Source organism: Larkinella bovis, assembly GCF_042655385.1.
Classification (GTDB): Bacteria; Bacteroidota; Bacteroidia; order Cytophagales; family Spirosomataceae; genus Larkinella; species Larkinella bovis.
Genome location: NZ_JBHSMA010000004.1, coordinates 598550 through 613679, shown reverse-complemented (window position 1 = coordinate 613679; position 15130 = coordinate 598550). Strand labels below are relative to the sequence as shown.

The 15130-nt window shown below is 50.9% G+C and carries 12 protein-coding genes and 1 rRNA gene; 10 read left to right on the top strand and 3 right to left on the bottom strand.

From position 1 onward, the window contains the following. The first annotated feature begins 6 nt into the window (after window positions 1-6). The 10 genes from rrf (at window position 7) to typA (ending at window position 12117) form a co-directional block, all read left to right on the top strand. Window positions 7-118, top strand: a 5S ribosomal RNA gene (rrf, locus tag ACFPMF_RS16625). 328 nt (window positions 119-446) lie between these two features. Beyond that, the gene (locus ACFPMF_RS16620) at window positions 447-1079 is read left to right on the top strand and encodes a TetR/AcrR family transcriptional regulator (protein ID WP_379847190.1); all 633 of its coding nucleotides are present in this window, start codon (window positions 447-449) and stop codon (window positions 1077-1079) included. A gap of 16 nt (window positions 1080-1095) precedes the next feature. Continuing rightward, window positions 1096-2445, top strand: a complete 1350-nt coding sequence (locus ACFPMF_RS16615; protein ID WP_379847188.1) for a TolC family protein — start codon at window positions 1096-1098, stop codon at window positions 2443-2445. 51 nt (window positions 2446-2496) lie between these two features. Beyond that, the gene (locus ACFPMF_RS16610) at window positions 2497-3630 is read left to right on the top strand and encodes an efflux RND transporter periplasmic adaptor subunit (RefSeq protein WP_379847184.1); all 1134 of its coding nucleotides are present in this window, start codon (window positions 2497-2499) and stop codon (window positions 3628-3630) included. Between the two features lie 39 nt (window positions 3631-3669). Next, a complete protein-coding gene (locus ACFPMF_RS16605) occupies window positions 3670-7095 on the top strand; it encodes an efflux RND transporter permease subunit (protein ID WP_379847181.1) in 3426 nt (1141 codons plus the stop codon). Window positions 7096-7161: 66 nt separating this feature from the next. Then, window positions 7162-8439 carry a metallophosphoesterase gene (locus ACFPMF_RS16600; protein WP_379847178.1) on the top strand — a complete coding sequence of 426 codons (1278 nt, stop codon included), beginning with the start codon at window positions 7162-7164 and terminating at the stop codon, window positions 8437-8439. A 60-nt stretch (window positions 8440-8499) separates the two neighbouring features. Beyond that, the gene (locus ACFPMF_RS16595) at window positions 8500-9348 is read left to right on the top strand and encodes a dienelactone hydrolase family protein (RefSeq protein WP_379847175.1); all 849 of its coding nucleotides are present in this window, start codon (window positions 8500-8502) and stop codon (window positions 9346-9348) included. A 109-nt stretch (window positions 9349-9457) separates the two neighbouring features. Beyond that, window positions 9458-9727 (top strand): hypothetical protein, encoded by a 270-nt coding sequence (locus ACFPMF_RS16590; protein WP_379847172.1) that lies wholly within the window; start codon window positions 9458-9460, stop codon window positions 9725-9727. Between the two features lie 150 nt (window positions 9728-9877). After that, window positions 9878-10087: a hypothetical protein gene (locus ACFPMF_RS16585; protein WP_379847169.1), complete on the top strand. Its 210-nt coding sequence runs from the start codon at window positions 9878-9880 to the stop codon at window positions 10085-10087. Window positions 10088-10302: 215 nt separating this feature from the next. Then, window positions 10303-12117 (top strand): translational GTPase TypA, encoded by a 1815-nt coding sequence (gene typA / locus ACFPMF_RS16580; protein WP_379847166.1) that lies wholly within the window; start codon window positions 10303-10305, stop codon window positions 12115-12117. Window positions 12118-12153: 36 nt separating this feature from the next. Here typA and ACFPMF_RS16575 read toward each other — a convergent pair whose 3' ends face one another. From ACFPMF_RS16575 to ACFPMF_RS16565, 3 genes are all read right to left on the bottom strand, one after another. Continuing rightward, on the bottom strand, window positions 12154-13131 hold the full coding sequence (locus ACFPMF_RS16575) for a hypothetical protein (RefSeq protein WP_379847163.1): 978 nt from the start codon (window positions 13129-13131) through the stop codon (window positions 12154-12156). A gap of 14 nt (window positions 13132-13145) precedes the next feature. Beyond that, on the bottom strand, window positions 13146-13640 hold the full coding sequence (locus tag ACFPMF_RS16570; RefSeq protein ID WP_379847160.1) for a hypothetical protein: 495 nt from the start codon (window positions 13638-13640) through the stop codon (window positions 13146-13148). 108 nt (window positions 13641-13748) lie between these two features. Then, window positions 13749-15035, bottom strand: a complete 1287-nt coding sequence (locus ACFPMF_RS16565; protein ID WP_379847157.1) for an LVIVD repeat-containing protein — start codon at window positions 15033-15035, stop codon at window positions 13749-13751. Window positions 15036-15130: the final 95 nt, after the last annotated feature.

Sequence of the window (15130 nt, the reverse complement as noted above, 5' to 3'; positions counted from 1 at the left end):
AGCTGGGATGGTGGTAAGGGTGCGGGGGAACACCTCTTCCCATACCGAACAGAGCCGTTAAGCCCCGTTACGCCGATGGTACTGGAGTCACTTCCGGGAGAGTAGGTTGCCGCCACCACAGATTTTAAGGGTCCTCTCCGAAACGAGAGGACCTTTTTTTTGGCCACACCACGTTTCAAAACCGTATAGGGATTCATTATTTCCTCACAGGTGGTCTTCATGTGCCTTCTGTTTCAACATCGCTTGATTCATAGCGATTTCCTTTCATCTTCCTAAATCCGGCTGTTCATCCGTAAAATCAGCCGCTTCACGCCTTAAACATTGATCAAAATACAGCTTAGACAGACCTTTGTAGTATCCAACTGCTAAATGAATTGTAAAAACTCAGGAAACTATGAACTTTATAATAGTTTCCTGAGTTTACGACTTAAAAATGTCATAATTCATTGGAGATCAAAGAACGGATATTGGAAAAGGCTGAAGCCTTGTTCTGGAAATTTGGGACCCGTAGCATAACAATGGATGATATTTCGCGGGATATCGGAATTTCCAAGAAAACCTTGTATCAGCATTTTGTCGATAAAGATGATATTGTCTACCAGGTCATTCTGTATCGAATGGATAAAAACCGGGAGAACGTGAGTTGTCATATATCTACCGCTCATGACCCGATTGAAGAAATTTTGCTGGGTTCGGAAATGCTCCGACAACAACTTTCGGATATGAATCCGGCTTTGATGATCGATATTCAACGCCATTATCCAAGGGCCTGGGAAATTTGTACAGAGTTCAAGGAGAAATTTATACTGGAGTCGATCCGGCTGAATCTGCGTAGAGGAATTGAACAGGGGTTGTATCGATCAGAAATCGATGTTGAAATTATGGCCAGATTACGTGTCGAACTTATCCGTATGGCTTTCGACACGGATGTGTTTCCCAAAGGGTTGGCAGCTATGATCGAAGTCCAGATTCAGTTACTTCATCATTTTGTGCGTGGCATACTTACCGAAAAAGGATCAATTATCTACAACCAATATGTTCAGAAATATCAGAATGTCCCCGCTTCGACCACCCGGTAGAGCTATCTTAAGTGCGTTGCTTCTAACTGGGATAGTGGGGTCGGCGATGGCGCAGGCTCCTCGTGAATTCTCGTTGAATGATGCCATTCAATTTGCCACCCAACAGAATATTAATGTCAAAAACACCCAATTGGATGCCTTAAGTGCCGAAGCCCGGATTAAAGAAATCCGCGGAGTCGCTCTACCACAGGTCAACGTAGGGGGTGCCATTACCTATAATGCCATCATTCAGCGGGTGATTTTTCCGGCGGGCGGTTTTGGGGCTCCGGGGGATTCAACGGCAAGTAAAGGTAAGGATGATGTAACAGCGATTCCGTTCGGGGTAAAACTTCAGGGAAACGTTGGGGCCAACGTCAATCAAATCGTGTTTGATGCCTCTTATAAAATTGGTCTGAAAGCCGCGGCAACTTACCGGGAACTCGCTCAAAAAAATGTTACAGCGTCTAAAATCAACGTAGCCGAACAAGTTGCCAAGGCTTATTACGGGGTGCTGGTGAGCGAGGAGCGGATGAAATTGCTGGACCTGAATATCGCGCGGGTCGATACGCTGCTGCGCGAAACCCGGGCGATGAACGGGCAGGGGTTTGTTGAGAAAATTGATGTGGATCGGCTGGAAGTTCAACTGAATAACCTGAAAACCGAACGGCAAAACGTCAAAAACCTGGTTGATCTGAGCTACAATCTGCTGAAATTTCAAATGGGATTGCCAATTAATGCACCCATTCAGCTGACCGACCGCATTGAAACGTATAGCCAGCAGGATCTCGACCGGGCGGCCCTCCTGGATGCGTCCTTCGACTATGGCCAGCGGATTGAATTCTCGACGCTGCAGACCCAGCTACAGTTGGCAGATCTCGATTACCAGAGCATAGGCAAGCAGTATTATCCGCGTTTGACGGCCTCCGCCACCTATGGACACAATAACGGTCGGAACAATTTCATGGATTTCTGGACCACGCAGTGGTTCAACTCGGCGGCTATTTCCTTGAACCTGAATGTGCCGGTTTTTGATGGATTTCAGAAACGGTATCAGGCCCAGCAGAAAAAGATAGCCCTTGACAAAGCCCGTCAGAGCGGTGAATTGCTGAAAAATTCCATTGATCTGCAGATCCAACAGGCCAGCGTTACCCTGGCGAATAATCTTCAATCGCTCCAGAATCAGAAACGCAACATGGATCTCGCCCAGGAGGTGGTGCGGGTTACGCGGATCAAATACAAAGAAGGAGTTGGCTCCAATATCGAGGTACTGAACGCCGAGACGTCTTCGCGGGAAGCGCAAACCAACTACTTCGCGGCTTTGCTCGATTACATGATTACGAAAGTCGATCTGGATAAAGCTCTGGGAAAACTCTACACCGGTCAATAACTACCCCATATTTTCACGCTGTTCAAGGCAGTTTTATCGAATTAATCAAAGATGAGAACATATTACGCAATCGGATTGGCAACGGCCTTATTGATGTCCTGCGCTTCGGAGGAGAAAAAGACGGATTTAGCATCCAAAAAGCAGGAATTAGCCGATCTGAAATCCCAGCAAACCGAGTTGTCGACGAAAATCAAAGCGCTGGAAGCCGAGGTTGCTAAACTCGATCCGAATCAGGCTGCGCAGGTTAAAGTGAAAGAAGTGACGGTGTCACCCTTAACAGCGACCACCTTCAAACACTTTGTTGAGTTACAGGGAACGATCGATGCGAAGAATAACGTGCAGGTAAGTCCGAAATCGGGCGGGTCCGTTACGGCGGTTTACGTGAAAGAGGGCGATGCGGTAAAAGCCGGTACGGTTCTGGCAAAAATCGACGATCAGATTCTGCGGGAGTCGCTGGAAGAAGTTCGGAACCAGCTCACGCTGGCAAATACGGTTTATGAAAAACAAGCGAACCTCTGGAAGCAGCAGATCGGGACGGAAATTCAGTATTTGCAGGCCAAAAATAACAAAGAAGGGCTTGAAAAACGGCTGGCCACGCTGAACGCGCAACTCTCGCAGTCGAACGTTACCTCGCCGATTTCCGGCGTTGTAGACCGGGTCAATGTGAAAGCGGGCGAAACCGCCATGCCGGGTGTAGGCATTGTGAACGTGGTCAATCTGGCGCAACTGAAAGTAACAGCAAAAGTGGCCGACACCTACGCGGGCAGTGTGCGTCGGGGCGATGCGGTTATCGTCCGGTTTCCGGACATCAACAAGGAACTGACTACCCGGATTAGTTTTGTTTCGACGACGGTGGACCCGCTGAGCCGGACATTTACCATCGAAGCTCCCCTGCCGTCGGACAATAGCCTGAAACCAAACATGCTGGCGCAGATCAAAATCAACGACATTTCGAAATCGAATGCCATTGTGATCAACCAGAACATGGTACAGAGCACCGAAAACGGCCAGCTGGTGTACATTGCTGTGACCGAAAATAACAAGAAAGTAGCCAAAGCCCGGCAGGTAAAAACCGGTCTCAGCTACGGTGGTCAGATCGAGATTACAGACGGGTTGCAGGCAGGCGATCAGCTCGTTACGCAAGGTTATCAGGAATTAGTTGACGGACAACCGATCAACTTCTAAGTTCCCTTTTTCACTAGTGGCTATAAACCAATCAACGCCATGAAATTTGAACAGTATAAAACCCTGAGTTTTACCAACTGGTGCGTAGAGAACCGGACGGCTATTTACATCTTTACGATTATCATTACGCTGGGCGGTCTGGTGGTTTACAATAACCTGCCGAAAGAACAATTCCCGGATATTAAAGTACCCCAGATCTATATCAATACGATTTATCTCGGAACGGCACCGGCGGATGTGGAAAACACCATCAACAAGCCGATCGAGAAACAACTCAAGTCGATCAACGGGGTTAAAAAGATAAAATCGAATGCCTTGCAGGATGTGTCGGTCATTCTGGTTGAATTTAACCCGGATGTACAGATTCCGGATGCCTTGCAGCGGGTTCGGGATGCCATCGACAAGGCCCGGCGCGATCTGCCCCAGAAAATTGATAGCGGTCCGACGGCGCAGGATGTGAACTTCTCCGAATTCCCGATCATGAACGTCAACCTGGCCGGTAATTTCTCGCTGAAACAGCTGAAGGAATACGCCGAGGATTTGCAGGATGGGATCGAAGCCATGCCGGAAATCAGCCGGGTGGATATTGTGGGGGCGCTGGAACGTGAAATCCAGATCAACGTGGATTTGCCCCGGATGCAATCGGCGGGTCTGTCGTTTTTCGACATTCAGCAGGCGGTTCAGGGCGAAAACATCAACGTGTCGGGCGGTGAACTGAACGTAGATGGTGTTCGCCGGACGCTGCGGGTGAAAGGCGAATTTAACGCCATGCAGCAACTCCAGAATCTGCAAATCCGGACGTCGACGGGTGCTACAGTGCGGCTGGGCGACGTGGCCGATGTGCAGGATAGTTTCGAAGAACAGCAGGATTTTGCCCGTTTGAACAACAAATCGGTCGTGACGCTGAACGTGATCAAACGTTCGGGGGCCAACCTGATTTCGGCTTCGGACAAAATCGAAAAAATCATTGATGACTACAAAGAAACCCGATTTCCGCAAGGACTGGATATTAAAGTAACCGCCGACCAATCGGAACGGACCCGGGCCGATCTGCACGATCTGGTCAACACGGTTATTCTTGGTTTTATTTTCGTGGTTCTGGTTCTGATGTTCTTCATGGGCGTTCGGGATGCCATTTTCGTGGGCCTTTCCGTACCGCTGTCGGCGCTGGTGGCCTTTGTGTGCATGCCGGTTGTTGGGCCCATCGTCGGGACGGTTTTTACCCTGAATACCATCGTGCTGTTTGCCTTCCTGCTCGGTCTGGGTCTGGTGGTGGACGATGCCATCGTGGTAATCGAGAACACCCACCGGTTATTCAACCTGAACAAGGACTGGGATATTAAACAATCCGTAAAAGCGGCCGCCGGTGAGGTGTTTATTCCGGTTTTGTCCGGTACGCTGACGACCATTGCTCCCTTCTTCCCGCTGCTGTTCTGGCCGGGGATTGTGGGCGAATTCATGAAGTTCCTGCCACTGACGCTGATTCTGACGCTGTTTTCATCGCTGTTCGTCGCTTACGTCATGAACCCGGTTTTTGCCGTGACGTTCATGAAGCGGCACGACGACGACCACCACGAAGATAACCAGGGTTTCCAGCCGATTCGGCGGCCGTTGATCATCATGGCGGTTTTGACCGTTATCGGTTACCTGATCGACCGTGGTATCGGTAACTTCATGGTGCTGTTCATAATTTTATATGTATTCAATCACTATATCCTCACCCCTCATATTATCGTTCCGTTCCAGGAAAAACTGCTGCCGAAACTGAAAAACGGCTACCGCAAATTGATTTCCTGGGTGCTGGTCGGTTGGCGACCGGTGGGCGCCATCGTGAGCATGATCGGGTTATTGTTTCTGACGTTTTTCCTGATGGGCATCGTCCAGCCGAAAGTGATCTTCTTCCCGAGTGGGGATCCGGATTACATTTATGTGTACAATGTGATGCCGGTCGGGACCGATGCCCGGGTGACGGACTCGGTAACGAAGATTATTGAGAAACGCGTTTTTGACGTGCTGGACAAACACAAGGCAACCGATATTGTGAATTCAGTAATCGCCAACGTTGGGAAAAATGCCGGTGATCCGTTCAACCCGGATCGTTCGGATACGCCCCATAAATCGAAGGTGACGGTGGCGTTTGGGAAAAAAGAAGATCGGCGCGGGATTTCGTCCGAAATGTTGCTGAACGAAGTCCGGACAGCCATGCAGGGCATTCCGGGAACCGAAATCTCGGTGGAACGCGAGAACAACGGTCCACCGACCGGAAAACCGATTGCCATTGAAATTGCCGGGGATGACTTCAAGGTTTTGCAAAGCATCGAAAAACAGGTGCGGCAGAAAATCGCGCAGTCCGGGATTCAGGGCATCGACCAGTTGAAGTCGGACCTGGTGACCAACAAACCGGAAATAGTCATCAACATCGATCGTGAAAAAGCCGAGCGGGAAGGCATTTCTTCCTCGCAGGTGGCGATGGCGGTTCGGACGGCGCTGTTCGGTCTGGAAGTATCGAAATTCCGCGATGACAAGGACGAATACCCCATCATGGTTCGGTTAAAGCAGGATGACCGTAGCCAGATTGAGCGACTACTGAGCCTCAATATTGTGTACCGGGATATGAACATGGGTGGGCAACTGCGGCAGGTTCCGATTCAGTCGGTGGCCAGTATAAGCTATTCGACCACGTTCAGCCAGATCAACCGGCAAAACCAGGAGCGGGTTATTACGCTGGGTTCCGACGTTGTGCCGGGCTACAACGCCAACGAAATTGTGGCTCAGATTCAGGAGCTCATCACCGATCTCGATGTTCCGAATGGCTACGTGATCCGGATGGGTGGTGAACAGGAAGAACAACAGGAGTCGATGGTGTTTTTGATGTCGGCATTCGGCATGGCGATGCTGCTCATTTACCTGATTCTGGCAACGCAGTTCAACTCCGCGGTGAAACCGGTCATTATTTTCTTCACCATTGTGCTGTCGCTGATCGGGGTGCTGCTGGGCTTCATGCTTACCGGGAAAACGTTCTCGATCATCATGTCCGGGGTTGGTATTATTGCCCTGGCCGGGATTGTGGTGAAAAACGGTATTCTTCTCATCGAGTTTATCGAAGAACTCCGGGATCGGGGAACGCCCCTGCGCGAAGCGATCATCGAAGGGGGAGCCATCCGTCTAACCCCGGTTTTGCTGACGGCTTCGGCTGCCGTGCTCGGGCTGGTACCGCTGGCCCTGGGTCTGACGATCGACTTTGTGGGTCTGTTCCGGGATTTTGCTCCGCACGTCATCATTGGGGGCGATAGCGCCGTCTTCTGGAACATTCTGGCCTGGACCATCATTTACGGGCTAACCTTTTCGACGGTTTTAACGTTAGTGATTGTGCCGTGTATGTACTGGGTTAGCGAGAAGGTTAAAGGCCGGATAAAGAAAACAGTCCCCCAACCGGAGCGGGAACCTGAATTAATTAATGAATAACTAACTGTATTGAACCGAAAAACCCACAGTGTCTGTTTACGCTGTGGGTTTTCTTTTTCGACCACTATGAACCGTATCGTTCTGTTTTTCATTGTATCTGGCCTTTTACTTCTGATCGACTGGTACATTTTCCAGGCTATAAAAACCGTCACCCGCTCGGCTTCCGAAACCACGCAGCGTGCTGTTCACTACATGTATTGGGGGTTTACGGCGGTTTCCATCATCACCTACCTGACGATGCAATTGCTGCCACCCGATGCCGTTGGAAGAATCACGCGCAGTTTTATCTGGTCGGCGATTTTGATCCCATACTTTTCGAAAGTATTTGCCATTCTGTTCATATTCGTGGATGATCTGGGGCGGTTTGTTCGCTGGGTTGCCTCGCTCTTTTATCGTCCCGACATTCGGGCCGCCGTTAACGATACCACTCAGGCGACCATTCCGGCCACGAACCTCATTCCCCGCTCCGAATTTTTGATGAAAACCGCCCTGGTCGCGGGGGCGGTGCCGTTGGTGGCCTTTACGTACGGCATTATTTCGGGCGCGCACGATTACCGCATCCGGCGGATTAAGGTACCGCTCAAAAACCTGCCGTCGAGCTTTGACGGTTTGAAGATCGCTCAGTTATCGGATATTCACTCGGGAAGTTTTTTTAACAAAGTCGCAGTCAAAGGCGGGGTTGAGATGTTGCTGCGCGAAAAACCGGACGTCGTTTTTTTTACCGGTGATCTGGTCAACAACACCGCCGACGAGGTCGAACAGTACATTGATATTTTCAGTAAGGTGAAAGCACCGATGGGCGTTTATTCGACCCTGGGCAATCACGATTACGGCGATTACGTGAACTGGCCGAACCAGCAGGCCAAACGGCAGAATTTGCAGAACCTGATGGCGGCTCACAAACTGCTCGGCTGGGATTTGCTGATGGACGAAAACCGTATTTTAGAACAAAGTGGTGACAAAATCGCTTTACTAGGTATTCAAAACTGGGGGTCGGGCCGGTGGCCCAAATACGGTGACCTGGCGAAGGCCCGGAAAGGGGCCGAAGACTACCCGGTTAAGTTGTTACTCTCCCATGACCCGAGCCATTGGGACGCCCAGGTTCGGCCGCAATTTCCGGATATCGACGTGCAGTTTGCGGGACACACCCACGGCATGCAGTTTGGCGTCGAAGTCGGGAATGTCCGCTGGAGCCCGTCGCAATATGTCTATAAACAATGGGCAGGCTTGTATCAGGAAGGGCAGCAATATCTGTACGTCAATCGTGGGTATGGATATTTAGGCTATCCGGGCCGAGTTGGCATTCTGCCGGAAGTGACCATCTTTGAATTGAAAAAAGTGTAAGCCCAGTTCAGGACCATTCGCTTAATCCTTTAATCCGTGTAATCCCGGATCTAGAAATGTATGAAAAAGCTCTTATTCCTTGCCAGTGGACTTTTCGTCGCGCTGACGACGTCAGCGCAGGGGCCTTCCTGCTGCGATCAACCCGTTGCTGATGTGTCCAATGACATGGCGTTGCTGGCCAGTAATCGTTCGTTTGTCATGTTACACGAAGAACCGTTGCCGTTTACGTTCCATAGCGCGGCTGGGGAGATGGTGAAGTTCAAAACACCGGATGGCCAGGAAGCCAACGGTTTTTTGCTGAAAGCGCCAAAGGAAACCAACAAATGGCTGTTTGTCTACCAGGAATGGTGGGGGCTGAACGACTACATCAAACAGGAAGCCGAAAAGTTGTACAACGACCTGAAAGACGTCAACGTACTGGCGGTTGACATGTATGACGGCAAGGTGGCGACAACCCGCGAAGAAGCCTCAAAGCTGGTTCAGGTTCCGCGCGAACGGCTGGGTGCCATTATGCAGGGCGCGATTGCTTACGTGGGCCCACAGGCACAGATTGCCAGTGTCGGCTGGTGTTTTGGGGGCGGTATGTCGCTGCAATCAGCCATTCTGGCCGGGAAACAAACCGTCGGTTGTGTGATCTACTACGGTCAGCCGGAGAAAAATGTGGAAAAACTGAAAACACTGAACACCGATGTGCTGGGCATTTTTGGCGCGAAGGATTCCGGAATTCCACCCGCAACGGTGGCCGAGTTTGAGAAAAACATGAAAGAGGCCGGAAAAGACATTGCCATCAAGATGTACGATGCGCCCCACGCCTTTGCGAACCCGAGCAACCCCGGTTTTAACAAGGAAGCGACGGCCGATGCCTACCAGATTACGCTGAATTACCTGAAAACCCACCTGAAGGTATAGGCGCTTTTCCCGGGAAAAGCGAACGACTTTTTCGGTGTGTGCGTTAAACCTAAGTGAACCAAACGAGTCTAAGGGGTATCAAGCGTGTACCAAATAGACTGTTAGTATCATGAAAACGCATAGTCTGATTTCAATGCTGGTGATTGCGCTGCTGGGCATCGTTTTGACCAGTTGTGCCCCTTCGGTCGGTGTGAGAGCCGATTATGGCTACGGACCGAGGTATGGATACAGCCCCTACATGTACCGTCGCCCGCCGGTTATTGTGACCCCTCCGCCGAGAGTGATCTATCGGTCGCACCCTCATCGGCAGAAGCACTACCGCAATTATCGGCGCGCTCCGCAGCAATACAGCTACCGGCCGTACCGGGGACCCCGTTAAAAAAGAAAAACCGTCGCGAAAGGGGCGGTTTTTCTTTTTTAGGCCAATCGCTAACGAAGCCGACGAAATTTCCGGTAAAAATCTTTCCTTTTTTACGTACTTTTAGTGAGTCTTTGCGTTGTAAGGATAGAATAGTATAGCCGTGAAAGTATGAAGAAGCTCCTGTTGCTGGGTTTAACGATGAGCCTGATGCTTCCGCTGGAAGCACCGGTCGAAGCGGCCGATGTGAAGTCCGCCCACTCAGAACTAAAAAGTGCGCCGATCTTTAAACGGAAGAAAGCACGTGGCTATCGCAAGAAAAAAGGCTTTATGTGGGGTCTTTTCAAGAAAAAAAACGGGTGTGGTTGCCCCAAGTTCTAATCCGTACGTATCGTAAATTGTACTTATAGCCGGGGTAACCCGGCTTTTTCTTTTTCTGTAGGTTAATAAATTGTAAAATACTGTTATTCAGTAAAAATTCCGTATCTTTGCGCCCTAATTAAGAGGACAACAGAAAACCGCCGGAAAACCAGCTTGTTTACGAATCAGACAGCCCTCGTCTATTCTCTTTTGTCGTTACTCTATTTCAAGGTTGTATGCAATCCATTCGCAACATAGCTATTATAGCTCACGTTGACCACGGTAAGACGACGCTGGTTGACAAAATTATTCACGCTTCCAAGATTTTTCGGGAAAATCAGGAATTCGGCGATCTGATTCTGGACAATAACGACCTGGAGCGGGAGCGGGGTATTACGATTGTCTCGAAGAACGTTTCGGTGCGGTACAAAGACGTTAAAATCAACATCATCGATACGCCGGGTCACTCCGATTTCGGGGGTGAAGTGGAGCGCGTTCTGAAAATGGCCGACGGTGTTTGCCTGCTCGTTGATGCCTTTGAAGGCGCCATGCCCCAAACCCGGTTTGTATTGAGCAAAGCCCTGCAACTGGGCCTGAAACCGATTCTGGTCATCAACAAAGTCGACAAAGAAAACTGCCGCCCGGAAGAGGTGCATGAGGAGGTCTTCGATCTGATGTTCAACCTCGGCGCCACCGAAGAGCAATTGGATTTTCCGACGGTTTATGGATCGTCGAAACAGGGCTGGATGGGGCCGGACTGGCAAAAACCGACCGATAGCATTACGTACCTGCTGGACACCATTGTGGAAACGATTCCGCCCGCGCCGGTCGTGGAAGGAACCCCGCAGATGCAGATTACCTCGCTGGATTATTCGGCCTTCGTGGGCCGGATTGCCATTGGCCGGGTCGTACGCGGTTCGCTGAAAGAAGGCGCCAACATGGCGCTGGTCAAAGCGGGCGACGTGATTAAGAAAGTCCGGATTAAAGAACTCCAAACCTTCGAGGGCCTCGGCAAACAAAAGGTGGCGGAAGTGCAATGCGGTGATATCTGCGCGGTAACCGGTCTGGAGGATTTCGAGATTGGCGATACGCTGACCGATGCCGAAAACCCGGAAGCGCTGGAGCGTATTGCGGTCGATGAACCAACGATGAATATGTTGTTTACGATCAACAACTCACCGTTCTTCGGCAAAGAAGGCAAGTTTGTGACCTCACGGCACCTGCGTGATCGGTTGTATAAGGAAACCGAGAAAAACCTGGCGCTGCGCGTTGAAAATACCGATAGCGAAGACCGGTTTCTGGTCTACGGACGTGGTATTCTGCACTTGTCGGTTCTGATCGAAACCATGCGTCGGGAAGGCTACGAATTGCAGGTAGGCCAGCCGCAGGTATTGTATAAGTTTGATGAGAATGGCAACCGCCTGGAACCGGTGGAAACGCTGGTGGTGGATGTACCGGAAGAAACTGCCGGAAAAGTAATCGAACTGGCGACGCAGCGGAAAGGGGAGTTGCTGATTATGGAACCGAAAGGCGATTTGCAACACCTCGAATTCGAAATTCCGTCGCGCGGTCTGATCGGACTGCGGTCCAACGTGCTGACCGCTACGTTCGGGGAAGCCGTGATGACGCACCGCTTCAAAAGCTTTGAACCGTATAAGGGCGCCATTCCGGAACGGATCAATGGGTCACTGATCTCGATGACGGGTGGGGTGGCAACGGCCTATTCCATTGATAAATTACAGGATCGGGGGACGTTCTTTATCGAACCGGGCGACGAAGTGTATACCGGCCAGGTGATTGGCGAACACAACCGCCAGAACGATATTGTCGTGAACGTGCAAACTGCCAAGCAGTTGACCAACATGCGGGCCGCCGGCTCCGACGCCAACGTTCGGATCGCACCAAAGGTGTCGTTCTCGCTGGAGGAGTCGATGGAATACATCCAGAAAGATGAGTATCTGGAAGTAACGCCGAAGTCGATGCGGATTCGGAAAATCTACCTCGACGAAAACGAGCGAAAACGCAATCAGCATAAATTTACGATGGCATAAAACACAAAAGCCCCGGCCTAAACCGGGGCTTTTTCATTAGAGCCGTTTTACAACGTGCAAACCAAGCGCAAAACCGTCGTCAACGGGAGGAGTATACACATGGAAGGACACAGATCGGGGCGTTTTTTTGTACGCACGTCGATTAATCAGGCTCAACAACGTAGTGGCGGCTCCCGCTCCAATATTGACCATGGAAAGGGTCCGCTTCGACTGATTACTGGGCAGCTCCCGGCCATAATAAGTGCTTTGAGTCAGGACGCTGTAATCGTAGGAGAACTTTTCCAGGTTAATGATCCCCAATGTGGTTGTGGCAAGGCCAGTCAGCATCCCCCAGGTGCTAAGTTGTTTAGGGGTCATACCGGGCCGATTCATGAACTGCGCTCCACTCAGGGCCACATTGGCTCCATTCAATAAACCCGAGGATATGGCGTACGCGTTCGTGATCTTGTATTGATTCGAAATAGCGGGCGGAGGAGGTGGTGAATACGCCGGCTGAATCATCTGGCACTCTTCCCGCGTCAACCCCGACTCGGCAATCCAGTTCACTACGTCCGGGTCGTTCATTTCATAAATCGTGGCGTATTGATACCGGAGGTTGATGGATTCGGCTGCCTCGCGTCCGGCGGTTTGCTCAACCAGATACCCGACGGCGCAGATGCTGCCATCCTTGTCGATGAAACACGGTTTTCGCTCGTTGGGATAATCGTAGTTTTTCGGAAAAATACCCCGTTGACGGTATTCTTTCAATTTGTCCAGCAGAAAAAGTCGCTTCTTCTGCTGCTCCTTAGGTAACCCAGGCGTAGTCCGTTGCCGTAAGAGCTGTTCGACGTATTCCAGATGAGTATGAATGCGCAGTTTGTCATCAATGGTTTCATCCGGTTCGGAGCCAAAACGCGCCACGAAACTTTTGTCGCCAATCAAGGGATTGATCGCGGTCGTCATGATTTGTTCGTTGACCCGTAAGCCGACCAGGGCCAGACAGAGTCCCGTCAGGAGTATAAGTGCTGATTTCATGCGGGTTAAAAGCGTTAGAAACTCAACCCCAGCCGAAGGGCCACCCGGTTATAAACCCGGGTTTCGTGTTTGGAAATTTCATTCCAGCCGAGCGGTTTGTCGGCTTCGGCTTCCTGGCGTTTGTAGCTGAGCGAAAGAATGAAATTGGCATTCTGCGGTTTTCCGATGCGGAAACCGATGCCGGGGGCAATTACCCAGCCCCCCCGGGTTTCGTAGCCCGTCGGATCTTCGTTCAGCCACGCAAAACCGTAACCGGTATCGAGGCTTGTAAATACCCGTAGGTTCTTTTTGCCCGGCTGCGCCAGATCATACCGAACCCCCGCGCAAACCGGCATCAACAGGGCCGAATTGTACCAATCGACACCCACCGTCGCCCCTACGGCCAGCTTCGGCCGCAGTTGAACGCCATTGAATGTCTGCGCCGTAAGGTTCTGGCGTTTTCCCACGTTTTCGGAGGCCGAACCGACGTTATAACGCACTTGCCCAAACAGGGCACCAAATTCAGTCATGTTCGTAAAAACGGGCTTAAACGGGGCTTTTTGAGCGCAGGCAGGGAACGCCAATAGGCACCACAGCCATAGGGCTTTGCTACCAATCTTTTTCATGGGATCGAATGGTTAGCTGGCGGGATAGGGACGTTGCACCGGAATCTTGCTCAACAGCCGCAATTTCTTCGGATTGCTGTAATCATACTGGTAGAAACCGTCTTTCCCGATCATCAGCAGCGTTTTGCCCATCGGAATGACATCGTAGGCCTGGAAGCCTTCCAGATGCTCCAGTTGGTCGATTTTCAGCGCGTCGCTGGCGTTGAAGGTTTTCAGGCCATACGCCCCTTCGCAGATGAATAGCGTCGGGAAATCGATACCCAGGCCGTGCGGGTTTTTCATCGGATAGCTTTTCAGCAAACGCGGGTTGTACAGACTCGAAATATCGACCACATCCAGCTGGTTGGTAAAACCCTGGCAGGTAGTGCCGGAACGCAGCGTGACGTAGGCTTTGTCTTCGTGAACGACCACCGGGTCGCACACGTTCGCGTGCGCAAAGGTTGACATCCGTACCGGTTTTTCCGGGTTGCTGTTGTCGTAGATGTGCATCCCAGACTGCGCACCGATAAACAGTTTGTCTTTATACGGGAAAATGGTTTCGATCCCCCAGCCCAGGCTAATCTTATTGCCTATTTTCGGGTTAGAAGGCGTTTTGATATCGAACAGTTGCATGTCGGACTGGCTGATCGTATACAGGTAATTGTCGTACAGCGTGAAGCGCGCCATAGAACCGCCCGTTCCGCTGGTATTGGGCGTAGTAGAGCCTGTTGAGAACGCGCTCCAGTTGCCCCGTAGGTCAAACACCACACCACAGTTTCGGCAGCCTTCTGTTACGGAGCTTTCGCAATTGGTCTGGACGGTTTGCGTTACGTAATCTACTTTCTGGTCGTTGATAATAGCCTGTTGGTTATTTACGCTCCAGTAGCCCCCCTCAAACTGACCATTCGGAAAGACGTCGTTCACCCGGTTAATTTCCCGGACATTTTGCGGGTCGCTGATATCGAATGCAACCAGATCCATATAGCTGTCGGCGTACAGGATGTTGTTGCGGATGGCCATGTCGCCGTTGCCCGGAATCCGGATGAAGGACACCATTTTGGGCGACGACGGATTCCGGTTGTCGATGATGTGAATGCCTTCCTTGATTTCGTTGATCAGCAGAAAACCGTCTTTCGTGTAGATTTTGCCCGGGTTGACGAGCGTGCGGGCTTGTTCGGTCTGGACACCGTTCCGTACCTGAGCGATGGTTAGCGTGAGCGGGGTAAATTGTCGGAACGTGCGGGTTTCTTTGCATTTGTCGGAGCAGCTGTTCAGGCCGACCAACACGATTGCGAGGATAAGATAAAGAGTTCGTTTCATATGCAACAGGTCGTTTAGGGATATCTACTCAGACCCTGCTGCTTTAAAAAACGTTGGAATATACCCATAAAAAATTGCCCGGAAGGCAAAGCCCC

Coding starts and splice junctions, on each gene's coding strand:
- ACFPMF_RS16570 (WP_379847160.1), bottom strand. CDS start 13,640: ATGACTGAATTTGGTGCCCTGTTTGGGCAAGTGCGTTATAACGTCGGT.
- ACFPMF_RS16605 (WP_379847181.1), top strand. CDS start 3,670: ATGAAATTTGAACAGTATAAAACCCTGAGTTTTACCAACTGGTGCGTA.
- ACFPMF_RS16575 (WP_379847163.1), bottom strand. CDS start 13,131: ATGAAATCAGCACTTATACTCCTGACGGGACTCTGTCTGGCCCTGGTC.
- ACFPMF_RS16610 (WP_379847184.1), top strand. CDS start 2,497: ATGAGAACATATTACGCAATCGGATTGGCAACGGCCTTATTGATGTCC.
- ACFPMF_RS16585 (WP_379847169.1), top strand. CDS start 9,878: ATGAAGAAGCTCCTGTTGCTGGGTTTAACGATGAGCCTGATGCTTCCG.
- ACFPMF_RS16590 (WP_379847172.1), top strand. CDS start 9,458: ATGAAAACGCATAGTCTGATTTCAATGCTGGTGATTGCGCTGCTGGGC.
- ACFPMF_RS16600 (WP_379847178.1), top strand. CDS start 7,162: ATGAACCGTATCGTTCTGTTTTTCATTGTATCTGGCCTTTTACTTCTG.
- typA (WP_379847166.1), top strand. CDS start 10,303: ATGCAATCCATTCGCAACATAGCTATTATAGCTCACGTTGACCACGGT.
- ACFPMF_RS16595 (WP_379847175.1), top strand. CDS start 8,500: ATGAAAAAGCTCTTATTCCTTGCCAGTGGACTTTTCGTCGCGCTGACG.
- ACFPMF_RS16565 (WP_379847157.1), bottom strand. CDS start 15,035: ATGAAACGAACTCTTTATCTTATCCTCGCAATCGTGTTGGTCGGCCTG.